Raw genomic sequence first — 12,860 nt, forward strand, 5'->3', positions numbered from 1 at the left:
TTCAAGGTACCTGCCATGGCCACTGCCCAAACAACTCAGACTCCAGACAACGCTCAAGACACCAGTAACCCGCGCAAACGCAAAGTCATGCTCACGGTGCTGGCAATTCTGGTCATCCTCGCCGGCGTGGGTGTCTGGGCGTATCACGAATTTTACGGACGCTGGAGCGAAAGCACCGACGATGCGTATGTGAACGGCAATGTGGTGGAAATCACCCCGCTGGTCACCGGCACCGTTGTGAGCATCGGTGCTGACGATGGTGATCTGGTCCATGAAGGCCAAGTGCTGATCAACTTCGATCCGAACGACGCCGAAGTCGGCCTGCAAAGTGCCCGAGCCAACCTGGCCCGCACCGTGCGCCAGGTTCGCGGCCTTTATAGCAACGTCGATGGCATGAAGGCTCAGGTCAACGCTCAGCAGGCCAACGTGCAAAAAGCCCAGGATAACTTCAACCGCCGGAAGAACCTCGCGGCTGGCGGAGCGATCTCCCAGGAAGAACTGTCACACGCGCGCGATGACCTGACCTCGGCGCAAAACGCACTGGCCAATGCTCAACAGCAGCTTAAGACCACCAGCGCGCTGGTGGATGACACCGTCGTCTCGTCCCATCCGGACGTGATGTCCGCCGCCGCACAATTGCGTCAGGCCTACCTGAACAATGCCCGCAGCACATTGATCGCGCCGGTCACCGGCTACGTGGCTAAACGCACTGTGCAGTTGGGCCAGCGGGTCCAGCCGGGTACGGCATTGATGGCGGTTATTCCACTGGATCAGCTGTGGATCGACGCCAACTTCAAGGAAACCCAACTGCGTGACATGCGCATCGGCCAGCCGGTGGAAATTGAGACCGATCTGTATGGCAGTGACGTGAAATTCAGCGGCACTATCGACAGCCTCGGCGCCGGCACCGGCAGTGCGTTTGCCTTGTTGCCCGCGCAGAACGCCACCGGTAACTGGATCAAAATCGTCCAGCGGGTGCCGGTGCGTATTCACGTCAACGCCGAGGAACTGGCCAAGCACCCTTTGCGGGTCGGCCTGTCGACTCAGGTCGATGTGAGCTTGCACGACCAGAGTGGCCCGGTACTCGCGCAACAGGCGCCACTAAAAGCGTCGTTCAGCACCAACGTGTATGACCGGCAGTTGATCGAGGCCGACGCGATGATCACGCAGTTGATCCACGACAACAGCGCCGCGGCCAGCAAAACCGCGCAACGCTGATTCGCCTATCCGTTAGCTGTGCCGGTTGAACGGCGCAGCGCCCACCCGGTTTCAAAGGATTCGCGATGAGCAATAACGCGTCTTTCACGCCGCCCAGCCTGCTGCTCAGCACTATCGGCCTGTCGCTGGCGACCTTCATGCAAGTGCTCGACACCACCATCGCCAACGTGGCCCTGCCGACCATTTCCGGCAACCTGGGCGTGAGTTCGGAGCAAGGCACGTGGGTGATCACCTCGTTTGCCGTCAGTAACGCCATTGCGTTGCCGCTGACCGGTTGGCTGAGCCGGCGTTTCGGTGAGGTGAAACTGTTTCTATGGGCCACGATTCTGTTCGTGCTGGCCTCGTTTCTCTGCGGTATCTCGACCTCGATGCCGGAGCTGATTATTTTCCGCGTGGTGCAAGGTCTGGTGGCGGGGCCGTTGTACCCGATGACCCAGACGCTGTTGATTGCGGTGTATCCGCCGGCCAAGCGCGGCATGGCCCTGGCGTTGTTGGCGATGGTCACGGTGGTGGCGCCGATTGCCGGCCCGATCCTCGGTGGCTGGATCACTGACAGCTACAGTTGGCCGTGGATTTTCTTCATCAACGTGCCCATTGGCATCTTCGCGGTCATGGTGGTGCGTCAGCAACTCAAGGCGCGTCCGGTGGAAACCAGTCGTCAGCCGATGGATTACGTCGGGTTAATCACCTTGATCATCGGTGTCGGTGCCTTGCAAGTGATCCTCGACAAGGGCAATGACCTGGATTGGTTTGAGTCGAACTTCATCGTCATCGGCGCGGCTATTTCGGCGATTGCGCTGGCTGTATTCGTGATATGGGAAATGACCGACAAGCACCCGGTGGTGAATCTGCGGCTGTTTGCTTACCGCAACTTCCGCATTGGCACCATTGTGTTGGTGCTCGGTTATGCCGGTTTCTTCGGCATCAACCTGATCCTGCCGCAATGGCTGCAAACCCAGATGGGCTACACCGCTACCTGGGCCGGGCTGGCGGTGGCACCGATCGGGATTCTGCCGGTGTTGATGTCACCGTTTGTTGGCAAATACGCGAACAAGTTCGACCTGCGGTTGCTGGCCGGCCTGGCGTTCCTTGCCATCGGTTTGAGTTGCTTCATGCGCGCCGGGTTTACCAATGAGGTGGACTTCCAGCACATCGCCCTGGTGCAGTTGTTCATGGGGATCGGCGTGGCGCTGTTCTTTATGCCGACCCTGAGCATTCTGATGTCGGACCTGCCGCCCAGCCAGATCGCCGATGGCGCAGGCCTGGCGACATTCTTGCGGACCTTGGGCGGTAGTTTCGCAGCGTCGTTGACCACTTGGATCTGGATTCGCCGGGCGGATCAACATCACGCCTACTTGAGTGAAAGCATCACCGCCTATGACCAACCGGCCCGGGATGCCTTGAACACCCTGGGCGGGGCGGGCCCCCCGGCGTATGCGCAACTCGATCATGTGCTGACCAGTCAGGCCTATATGCTATCCACCGTCGATTACTTCACGCTGCTGGGCTGGGGGTTCATGGGCTTGATGTTGATCGTGTGGCTGGCCAAACCTCCGTTTGCGGCGAAGGCCGGGCCGGCGGCGAGCGGGCATTGATGTAAGGGCGCGCTGCGCCGTGCAGGTGCTCGCGAAAAACGTTAGCGATGATGCGCAAAGCCAGGCTTTACGTAGTGTTCTCGTTTTTTCGCGGGCAAGTCTAAACCTGGATTACGTCTACACCGACGGCACATTGCAATGATTGCCGTTCGCCGCATTGACGATTTCAATCACCTCAGCACCTTGCGTGCAGCCGACACGATCATCGAGCCGTGCGCTGAAGCCAGAGTAAATACTCTATTGATTCTTTAGTGTGCCTGCTCAAGTAATTGCTGTTATTTTTTAGAGTGTGTAATACAGTTCCTACACACTTTATCCTCTCTGAATTATTCTCATTAATGCTAGTGTAGTCTGGATCTTACAGTTCTTTTTAATATTTTTTAAAAAAGCTATAAAGTTCCTATTTATGCTATGGCGTAATACTACGCAATTATGCGAATCGGATGGCTTTATAATTCCAGATACTCATGGACAATCACCGGGCTTCGTAATGATTTGCTGAATGGCAATACCAATAGTTGGAAAAATTAAATTTTCCAACGCGTTCAGGAAGCCGTGCGTTCGCGTGTTCAATAAATTCTGTGCGCAACTGCGACAGGATTCCGTTGTGATATTCAATCTCTGTGAGCCTCTGAAAATGAAAACTAAAGTAAAAGCTGCGCTGTTAACTGTCGGGCTGTTAGCGGGTGCGATGTCTGTTGCGCATGCGGCAGATGGAACGGTTACTTTTTTGGGATCGGTCCACTCGGGTGCTTGCTCTATTAAACCTGACTCCGTCGACCAGACGATTCGCCTCGGCGCGATCGCAAAGCATCAGTTGGACAATGGCGGAAAGTCTGAAGCCCGTCGTGTGCTGATCGAACTTGAAGGCTGCGATCTGACAGGCCTTACCGATAATACGGTGACCACTACCTTCACCGCCGCGCCATCAAGCACTGTTCCTGGTGCAATCGGTACTGTCGGCAGCGCGGGTGGCGTGGGCATCATGATGACCCATGGCGGCAAAGCCGTTGTATTGGGTACGGCAACGACCCCTCAGGTCATCTCCACTGGCGATAACACGTTGGAGTTCGGCGCTTATGTACAAGGCGCCATTACGGCTACGGCGCCAGTCGTTCCTGGTGATTTCAGCGCGGTCACCAATTTCACTTTGGCTTATCAGTAAGTTTTCCCCCCGCCACTTATAAGGGTGGCGGGGGGATTCTGACGGGAGGTAAAGGTGAAAACATTCATAAGTCTCGCTGTCACCTCTTCATTGACGATGCTCATCAGCCCATGGGTCTTCGCGCAGGACGCTGCGCAAGGCGAAGGGGTCGTCACGCTGGGAGGAGAGGTCATCGACTCAGCCTGCGGGCTGGAAGCGGCCACTTTCGATCAAACCATCGAGATGACCCCCGAACCAATCGGTCGGCTTTTACGAGACGGGAGGGGGCAATTGCATCCCTTCCAGTTGCGCCTGATCAATTGCTCATTGAGCCGCCCCGACCCGTCGCGCCCCGGTGCCAGCCTGCCTGATTGGGAGCATCTGCGCGTGACGTTCGACGGCCCGACCGATAGAGAAGGGCGCTCCTTTGCGGCCTTTGGTAGCTCACAGGGGGTGGCCTTCCATATTGAGGACGCGGCGGGTCAAGAGAGTATTCCGGGGCGGCCGATGGCGCTGTACCCGTTAGTGGATGGGGACATGACGCTCAACTACACGCTTCGCTTGGTCGGCAATGGCGTTCCGCTATTCGCTGGGCCCCACAGTGCCGCGGTGCGGTTTAAGTTGGAATATTTTTGAAGATTGGTGGGTTGCTTGCATGTTGAATGCGTCGAAAATTATAAATACGCTTCGCTCAAGCCTCTTTGGCGGTTTGATATCACTGACAGGAACTGCAATGGGTTCCGAGGATATTGAGTTTAATACCGACGTGCTTGACCTGAGTGATCGCACCAATATTGACTTGTCTCGGTTTGCGCGCAGTGGGTTCATCCTGCCTGGCAGCTATTCGATGGTGGTGCAAATAAATACTCAGGTTATTTCTGAGCAATCGGTGGCGTTCTATGCGCCCGATAATGATCCCAAAGGAAGTCAGGCATGTTTATCGCCCGATCTCGTTGAACAGTTGGGCCTTAAAACATCCGACGCTGCGAAACTCAAATGGTGGAAAGGCGGGCAGTGCCTGGATATTCAAGGCTTACCTGGCATGGAGGTCAGTGCAGATTTGGCCACCTCCACACTGAACATCAGTCTGCCCCAGGCTTATCTGGAGTACAGCGCCATCAACTGGGATCCGCCCTCCCGCTGGGATGAGGGTGTGCCCGGGCTGCTGATCGACTACAACATGACAGCGCAGTCCAGCTACCGCAAAAATGACGGGACGCGCAATGATCTCAGTGGTAACGGAACGGTCGGAGCCAATGCCGGAGCTTGGCGCCTGAGGGCTGATTGGCAGGGGCGTGTCGAAAAGGACCGAAATGGGGCGTCTGTAGATCAAAAACTAGCGTGGAGTCGTTACTACGCGTATCGCGCAATTCCTGCGCTGAAAGCTCGCCTGGCGGTGGGTGAGGACTACCTGTACTCAGACCTGTTTGACAGCTTTCGGTTTACCGGTGCCGGGCTCAAATCAGATGAAAGCCAACTGCCACCCAACTTGCGTGGTTATGCACCGGAAGTTGCCGGAGTTGCCAAAACCAATGCCAAAGTCGTTATCAGCCAGCAGGGGCGCGTGCTGTATGAAACGCTGGTCGCGGCTGGACCTTTTCGCATTCAAGATCTCAATGATGCAGTGTCCGGTACGCTGGATGTGCGGGTTGAAGAGCAGGACGGTTCGGTACACAAATTCCAGATCAATACGGCAGGCGTTCCTTATCTGACGCGGCCGGGGCAGGTTCGTTACAAGCTTGCGGCTGGACGGCCGTCCAATCTTCAGTACGGCTCAGGCGGTGACTTTTTCGGCACCGGCGAGTTCTCCTGGGGCATCAGTAATGGCTGGTCGCTGTTGGGCGGCGGTATAACCGATAACAACTACCGTGCGCTGTCTGTGGGGGTGGGTCGTGATTTGTTGGCGTTCGGTGCCATCTCTGTGGATGTGACACAGTCCCGCGCGAGTGTGTGGAATGAAACGCTCTCCGGTAAATCCTACCGCCTTCAATATTCCAAGAAATTTGAACAGTACGACAGTCAAGTGACTTTCGCCGGTTATCGATTTTCCGAAAGAAACTTCTTGAGCATGAGTGAGTACCTGGATGCCCGTTATTACGGGATGAACGGCGAACTTGGCGGGCGCGGAGTGTACGACGAACATGGCGATTACCTGGAACATTGGAGGCCTATTGGCGGCAGCAAAGCACTTTATACGGTGACGGTTAATAAGCAATTCCGTGACTTGGGGGCCACGGTCTACGCAAGTTACAACAAACAAACGTATTGGACGCGTTCGGCCACTCAGCGCTGGAACTTATCTGCGTCACGATACTTTAGTGTGGGGACAATCAAAAACATGAACATGTCGCTGAATGCCTACCGAACTCACGAATACCTCTATAAGGATAACGGAATGTCGCTGACGGTCAGTTTGCCGTTGGGGCGCACCGGCACACTGTCGCTGGACGCTAATAGAGCCGCAGGCGATAACAGTTTTTCAACGCGCTACAACGATCGCCTCGACGAGCGTAACAGCTACCAGCTTAGTGCAAGTGACAACTCCGCCGGTGGCTATCTAAGTCATATCGGTGACAGGGCCGACATCGATCTCAGCGCCAGTACGCAACAAGGGAGTAACAGAACCCTTGGGGCGTCTGTTCGCGGCGGTGGCACGCTCACTCCTTACGGTGCGGCACTCCACCGTACCAATAGCACGGGCGGTACTCGTCTGATGGTCGATACCGGTGGTGTGCCCGATGTACCTGTGCGGGGCTACGGCAACTCGACCCGCAGTAACACCTTCGGCAAGGCGGTCATCGCCGACGTCAACAGCTACCAGCGTACTGCGGCCAGTGTTGATCTGGAGCGCTTGCCGAGTAATGTCGAAGCCACTCAATCAGTGACCCAACTGACACTCACCGAAGGCGCTATTGGCTATCGACTGCTGGAAGTGATTTCCGGCAGCAAGGCCATGGCTGTTCTTCGCCTGCTGGATGGCAGTACGCCGCCCTTCGGCGCGACGGTGAGGAACATGAAACAGCAGGACACCGGGATTGTGAATGATGGCGGGAGTGTCTACCTCAGCGGCATTCAGGCCGGCGAGCAGATGAGGGTCAGTTGGGGAGGGGCCGAGCGATGTGTCCTCACGCTCCCAGTCATTTTGCCAGCCGATGGCTTGACCGATGCCCTGCAACTGCGCTGCCAGATGGTGGCCACCGATCAATCTGTACCCGAGCCAGCAGCGCTGGCCCCGACGTATAACGCTATGGAGAACACATCCTCATGATGCTGAACATGCGCCTTACCTATCAGGCTTTCGCGCTGCTGGTTCTTGGCTTGAGCCAGAGCGCTAACGCCGCTATAGGCCTGGATCGTACCCGAGTGATTTTTGATGGAGGCAAAGACGCCACCAGCGTGAATATCACCAACAACAATACCCAGTTGCCGTATTTGGCTCAGGGCTGGATTGAGGACGAAGAAGGCAAAAAAATTACCACACCCTTGATCGTGCTGCCTCCAGTTCAGCGATTGGAACCCGGGAAACAAAGTCAGGTGAAAGTTCAGGCATTGCCGGCGGCCAAGTTGCTGCCCCAGGATCGAGAGACGGTTTACTACTTCAATTTGAGGGAAATTCCGCCGCGCAGCGACAAGGCCAACACTCTGCAAATTGCGCTACAGACCCGCATCAAATTGTTTTACCGGCCGCAAGCCATTGCGCCGAGCCAGCAAGACTTGTCCAACCCTTGGCAAGAAAAGCTGACCCTTACCCTCAAAGGCGACCGTTATCAGGTGAATAACCCCACGCCTTACTACGTGACCCTGGTGGATGCGCGTAGCAGCAAAGACGGCAAAACCGTGCCGGGCTTCGAGCCGCTGATGATCCCGCCCAAAGGCGTGCAGGTCTTGGGCCCAACGGCCAAAGCACTCGGCACAACGCCCTATTTGGCCTATGTGAACGATTACGGCGGACGCCCGTTACTGCCTTTCACCTGCACTGGCGAAACGTGCCGAGTGAATGGGCAAGCCTCGGCGTCTATTCAGTAGTGCCTGACGCCGGAGAAAGTCATGAAGTTGCACAATGTGAAGGTCTTGGGCTGTCTGTTACTGGCCTTGATGGGGCGGGCGCACGCCGAGGATGACGAGGATGTCGAGGGCATGGTTGGAATGCTGAACATTGTCGGGTCCATGTATGAGACCCCTTGCAGTCTGGAAATGACATCACGCCATCAAGCGATTGACCTGGGCGCCCTATCGGCAGGCCAGTTGCAACGGCCTGGCGATCAGGCGACACGCCAGGCATTTCAACTGCGTTTTGCCGATTGCCAGCGCACTGCGGGCGGCATCGCCAGTGAGCGTACAGGCAACCTGACATGGAGCGCCTATCAACCCGTGGTGTCGGTGATGTTTATCGCGCCCGCTGATGCCGATGATCCACGGCTGGTCAAAGTGCAAGGTATCACCGGGATGGGCCTGCGGTTGACCGATGCCCTGGGGCGCGATGTGCATCTGGGCTCAAGGGGCGAACCTTTGTTTTTGCCCTTGGGCAGCAACACTCAAACCTGGTATGTCCAGCCCACTCGCACCTCTGCGCCATTGACCAGCGGGGCATTTCGAGCCGTGGTGGATTTCAGGCTCAATTATGAGTGAGGACAGAACGATGGCTAGGTTAACCGGCTCGCGGGCCATTTTTATCGGTGGGGGACTGTTGTGGGCGGTCAGTCAAGGTGTGCAGGCCGATACCAATCTGACTATCCGCGCGACCATCATCGCGCCTCCACCCTGCATCATTAACCGCGGGAGCACGCTTAATGTGCCTTTTGGGAATGACCTGCTGACCTCACGGATCGATGGCGTTAATTATCGTCGGGACGTGCCTTATACCGTCACCTGTGATTCACCCTTCAACAACGCCATGACACTCGAACTCAAGGGGACAGCGGCTTCGTTCGATCGGAACGTACTCTTGACCCGCAAACCGGATCTGGGGGTAAAGCTGTTCATCAATGGTGCTGACTGGCCTCTGAATACGGCGGTGAATTTCACGCATCCCAATTTTCCGGTGGTGCAGGCGGTGCCTGTCAAACGCGCGAATAGCAACCTGACGGGGGGGGCATTTGATGCCACCGCTACCCTTGTGATCGAGTACCAATAATGAGGAACGACCCATGACATTTTGGTGGCGAGCGTTGTTCGCCTTGTGTTCCATCGGCCTTTGCAGTGGTGCGTCGGCCAACGTGACGTTTAGCGGAACGCTGAACGAACCGCCGCCCTGCACGATTGACGGCGGAAGAACGATTGAAGTCGACTTTGGGGATGTGGGGGTAAGACGAGTCGACGGGGTGAAATACCGAAGGGGTGTCGGTTACACCATCAACTGCGGCACCGACACGCTCCCATGGGTGCTTAAGCTCAGTATTAACGGCACAGCAACGGCGTTTGATGGCTCGGCGGTGCAGACCAGCGTGCCTGAACTGGGCATCCGGCTGTTTCAAAACAACGTGCCGTTTCTGCTCAATACACCACTGGACATCACCCTGTCGTCACAACCGATATTGGAAGTTGTACCCGTGAAAAGGCCAGGTTCTATTTTGGTCCCCGCAAGGTTTACGGCGGTGGCCACGTTGTTGGCCGAATACCAGTAGGAGTCGAGTCCATGCGACATGAAATTGTTCACAAGGGGTGGTCACGTGCAGGGCTGGCATTGCTCCTGACCCTCGGCCTGATCCCAACGGGGCATGCGGCGGACAACCTGCGTTTTAAAGGCAACCTGGTTGAACAGGCCTGCACGATTCGTCCTGGCGACGAGGCAATCACGCTGGAGCTCTGGGACCTCACCAGTAAGCACCTTTACATCAACACGCGTTCCGTGGGCAAAGGTTTCAAGCTGCACCTGGATGCTTGCGACATCACTATCAGTGAAACGGTCACCATCTCCTTTGGTGGCGCGCAAAACCGGGAGCTTCCAGGATTGTTCGCGCTTGATGGTGGAAGCGGTGCCTCAGGTATTGGACTAGGTATAGAGACGCTGAGTAATAAGCCATTGCCCGTGAATACAGTCAGCGACGAACAGATTTTGTCGAACGGCAACAATGTGATTGAACTCAAGGCCTATGTGCAGGGTGAGCCGAGTGCAATCAGGGATCAGACCATTGGGCTGGGTGCTTACACGGTGACCTCGACTTTTACACTGGACTATCCGTAGTTGTGAATCGTAATTCATAGGCTGAAAACAGCCTCAGACAAACCTCAAATCTCTTCTGGGCAGTGTTAAGGCGCGGACTGACTGTTCGTTGGGCAATGCCTGGATGGAGAGCAACGAGAGATCAAAATGAAACGATTATATGGAGCCATCGTGCTTCTGGCCCTGGTGGGTGTGACTACAACCGTGAGCGCCGCTGATTGCCGTGTGAATGGCGGACCTTGGGGGCCGATACACGATGGCGCGACTCTACAACTACAGGTCCCCGTGTTTGTCCGCCCGAGCGCGGACCCCACCCGCATCATCCTTGAAGGGGTGAACATAGAGTGCCTATTTTCTCCCTTTCCAGGTACCCCACCTTGGTGGCAGGACTACTGGTCAACGTCGATACAAGTCGGTCCTGCCTGGACGCCTGGCCCAAAACTCGCCAGCCAAGGCACCGGGCTACGAATAAACGGGACGTATCTAAACACCCCTGTCCCGGATGGTATTCGGGTGTCTACGCTGCCCAATAACGGTGTGGGTGTCCGCGTCGATGTCACGCCCTATATTTTAATACGCAATAATCCGACGAACCCTCTCGATATTCGAATAGGGGACACCCTTGGAGTGTTACGCCTAAACCAGACAAACAATTATGATTCAACGAGAAACGGGCTCACGATCACGTACAGCGCCGCCAACAACTTCGTCGTCTCCCCGTCAACATGCACGATCAACAACAACAACCCGATCGAGATCAACTTCGGCGACGTACACCAGAGGGCAATAGGCACCGATCCACAGACAACGTCCATCCGTACCAACCGCAGGCTCACCTACGCATGCCCGGATGGCGGGATTACCACACCGATAACCATTACTTACAAAGGCACTCCGTCCTCGTTCAACACTAATCTGCTGGTAATGAGCAACCCGGATGTGGGGACGGCCCTTGTTCGGGCGGGGTCTGCGGTTCGAGTCAACGGTTCGTTCCTGACCCAGATTACTAACAGTACGGGGGGCGACGATGTGACGTTTGCCCTTGTCAAAAGAACAGGGTCCCTGCCTGTCGCCGGGGCCATAAGCGGTAACGGTGTATTGGTGATGGGTGTGCCATGACTCATTCGACGGCTGCCTTCATGTAGAAGGTGCTGACTACGAGGCTCAGGGCACCGCGTTGCCCCTCCTGGCTAAGCCGCCGTTTACCGCGAAAGCGGGGCGGACGGCTTCAGGCCATTGATTGAAAGACCGACATCGGTCTGGCCTGCGATGGCATTACCTCGGTGTGTCTTAGGGGCTGAGGTGTCTCTCACCACGGGTGTCTGACAGTTAAGTGCCAGGCAGCGCCAAAGGCGGGCTGGCGAAGTCAAACGCCGCTAGTTCAAACCCCTGCTCATCGACCTGCAACGCCCAACCCTGCTTGTCCCAATCGCCCAGCACAATGCGCTTGGCCGCTTGGTCAGCAATGTGCAGTTTGTGAATGGCCGGACGATGGGTGTGCCCATGGATCAGGGTTTTCACGCCGTATTCCTGCATCACCCGTGGTACTTCTTCCGGCGTGACATCCACAATGTCATTGGCTTTCATGCGCGTCTGCGCACGGCTTTCGTTGCGCAGCTTGCGCGCCAGTTTGTGCCGGGTACGTAGCGGCAGGTTGCGCAGGATAAACAGTGTGATGGGGTTACGCAGGTAACGACGCAGCTTCATATAACCCACGTCGCGGGTACAGAGGCTGTCGCCGTGCATCAACAGCACGGGCTCGCCGTTGAACTGCACGACACTCGGGTCTTTCAGCAGGGTGCAGCCAGCCTGTTTACAGAAGGCCTTGCCGAGCAAAAAATCACGATTGCCGTGCATCAAAAAAATGGCCGTGCCGCTGTCGCTAAGTTCGCGCAGGGCCTGGCAGATAGAACGTTGGAACGGTGTCATGGCGTCGTCGCCAATCCACACTTCGAAAAAGTCGCCCAGAATGTACAACGCATGCGCGGAGCGGGCGCGTCCGGCAAGCAAATCCAGAAACGCCCGGGTAATGTCCGGGCGCTCCTCTTCCAGATGCAAGTCTGAAATCAGCAGTATCACTCAATGATCTCGGCTTTCTCGATGATCACGTCGTCTGCCGGAACGTCTTGGTGACCAGACCTGGAGGTGGTCGCCACGCCTTTGATCTTATCGACGACGTCGGTGCCTTCAACGACTTTAGCGAATACGGCGTAGCCCCAGCCCTGAGTCGTCTTGGAGCTGTGGTTCAGGAAGCTGTTATCCGCCACGTTGATGAAGAACTGGGCGGAAGCCGAATGCGGCTCCATGGTGCGCGCCATGGCCACGGTGTACTTCTCGTTTGGCAGACCGTTGTCGGCCTCGTTCTGGATGCTTGGGCGCTTGTCTTTCTTTTCTTTCATGCCTGGCTCGAAACCGCCGCCCTGGACCATGAAGTTGCCGATGACACGGTGGAAAACAGTGTTTTCGTAGTGGCCGGCTTTGACGTATTCGATGAAGTTGGCAACGGTGAGCGGTGCTTTCTCAGCGTTCAGTTCCAGGACGATGTCGCCATGGTTGGTCGTCAGTTTGACTTGGGTCATGATCGGTACTCTTTTAAGGAGAAGCGTTTTCAATGAATTCGTGGGTTTCGGGGCATTTGAACCCCTCACCGGTCCGGCCAGTATCGGCCGAGGTGCGCAGTTTAGCGTGCCGGGCGCGAAATTCGAGGCTGTTTTTCAAAACAGGTGCATTAAACGCACCT

At 56.3% G+C, this 12,860-nt stretch carries 13 protein-coding genes; 11 read left to right on the forward strand and 2 right to left on the reverse strand.

The genetic code is table 11. The features are described from left to right. The first annotated feature begins 15 nt into the window (after positions 1-15). From RHM68_RS09875 to RHM68_RS09925, 11 genes are all read left to right on the forward strand, one after another. Positions 16-1,218 carry an efflux RND transporter periplasmic adaptor subunit gene (locus tag RHM68_RS09875; RefSeq protein WP_322222405.1) on the forward strand — a complete coding sequence of 401 codons (1,203 nt, stop codon included), beginning with the start codon at positions 16-18 and terminating at the stop codon, positions 1,216-1,218. 65 nt (positions 1,219-1,283) lie between these two features. Continuing rightward, complete coding sequence (locus RHM68_RS09880) at positions 1,284-2,813, forward strand: DHA2 family efflux MFS transporter permease subunit (protein ID WP_322222407.1); 1,530 nt, start codon at positions 1,284-1,286, stop codon at positions 2,811-2,813. A gap of 637 nt (positions 2,814-3,450) precedes the next feature. Then, entirely contained in the window at positions 3,451-3,978 is a 528-nt protein-coding gene (locus RHM68_RS09885) for a fimbrial protein (protein ID WP_322223749.1), read from the forward strand. A gap of 54 nt (positions 3,979-4,032) precedes the next feature. Beyond that, the gene (locus RHM68_RS09890) at positions 4,033-4,593 is read left to right on the forward strand and encodes a fimbrial protein (protein ID WP_322222409.1); all 561 of its coding nucleotides are present in this window, start codon (positions 4,033-4,035) and stop codon (positions 4,591-4,593) included. A 19-nt stretch (positions 4,594-4,612) separates the two neighbouring features. Continuing rightward, positions 4,613-7,225 (forward strand): outer membrane usher protein, encoded by a 2,613-nt coding sequence (locus tag RHM68_RS09895; RefSeq protein WP_322222411.1) that lies wholly within the window; start codon positions 4,613-4,615, stop codon positions 7,223-7,225. Further along, complete coding sequence (locus tag RHM68_RS09900) at positions 7,222-7,983, forward strand: fimbria/pilus periplasmic chaperone (protein WP_322222413.1); 762 nt, start codon at positions 7,222-7,224, stop codon at positions 7,981-7,983. Before RHM68_RS09895 ends, RHM68_RS09900 begins: the two co-directional genes overlap by 4 nt. Before the next feature lie 21 nt (positions 7,984-8,004). Beyond that, positions 8,005-8,586, forward strand: a complete 582-nt coding sequence (locus RHM68_RS09905; RefSeq protein ID WP_322222415.1) for a fimbrial protein — start codon at positions 8,005-8,007, stop codon at positions 8,584-8,586. 10 nt (positions 8,587-8,596) lie between these two features. Further along, positions 8,597-9,091, forward strand: a complete 495-nt coding sequence (locus tag RHM68_RS09910; protein WP_322222417.1) for a fimbrial protein — start codon at positions 8,597-8,599, stop codon at positions 9,089-9,091. A 13-nt stretch (positions 9,092-9,104) separates the two neighbouring features. Then, complete coding sequence (locus RHM68_RS09915) at positions 9,105-9,581, forward strand: fimbrial protein (RefSeq protein ID WP_322222419.1); 477 nt, start codon at positions 9,105-9,107, stop codon at positions 9,579-9,581. A gap of 11 nt (positions 9,582-9,592) precedes the next feature. Further along, entirely contained in the window at positions 9,593-10,141 is a 549-nt protein-coding gene (locus tag RHM68_RS09920) for a fimbrial protein (RefSeq protein ID WP_322222421.1), read from the forward strand. A gap of 126 nt (positions 10,142-10,267) precedes the next feature. Continuing rightward, positions 10,268-11,239 (forward strand): fimbrial protein, encoded by a 972-nt coding sequence (locus tag RHM68_RS09925; RefSeq protein WP_322222423.1) that lies wholly within the window; start codon positions 10,268-10,270, stop codon positions 11,237-11,239. 210 nt (positions 11,240-11,449) lie between these two features. Here RHM68_RS09925 and lpxH read toward each other — a convergent pair whose 3' ends face one another. Continuing rightward, on the reverse strand, positions 11,450-12,199 hold the full coding sequence (lpxH, locus tag RHM68_RS09930) for a UDP-2,3-diacylglucosamine diphosphatase (protein ID WP_322222425.1): 750 nt from the start codon (positions 12,197-12,199) through the stop codon (positions 11,450-11,452). Beyond that, positions 12,196-12,699 carry a peptidylprolyl isomerase gene (locus tag RHM68_RS09935; protein ID WP_322222427.1) on the reverse strand — a complete coding sequence of 168 codons (504 nt, stop codon included), beginning with the start codon at positions 12,697-12,699 and terminating at the stop codon, positions 12,196-12,198. Before RHM68_RS09935 ends, lpxH begins: the two co-directional genes overlap by 4 nt. Positions 12,700-12,860: the final 161 nt, after the last annotated feature.

It is taken from the genome of Pseudomonas sp. DC1.2 (genome assembly GCF_034351645.1).
Taxonomy (GTDB): Bacteria; Pseudomonadota; Gammaproteobacteria; order Pseudomonadales; family Pseudomonadaceae; genus Aquipseudomonas.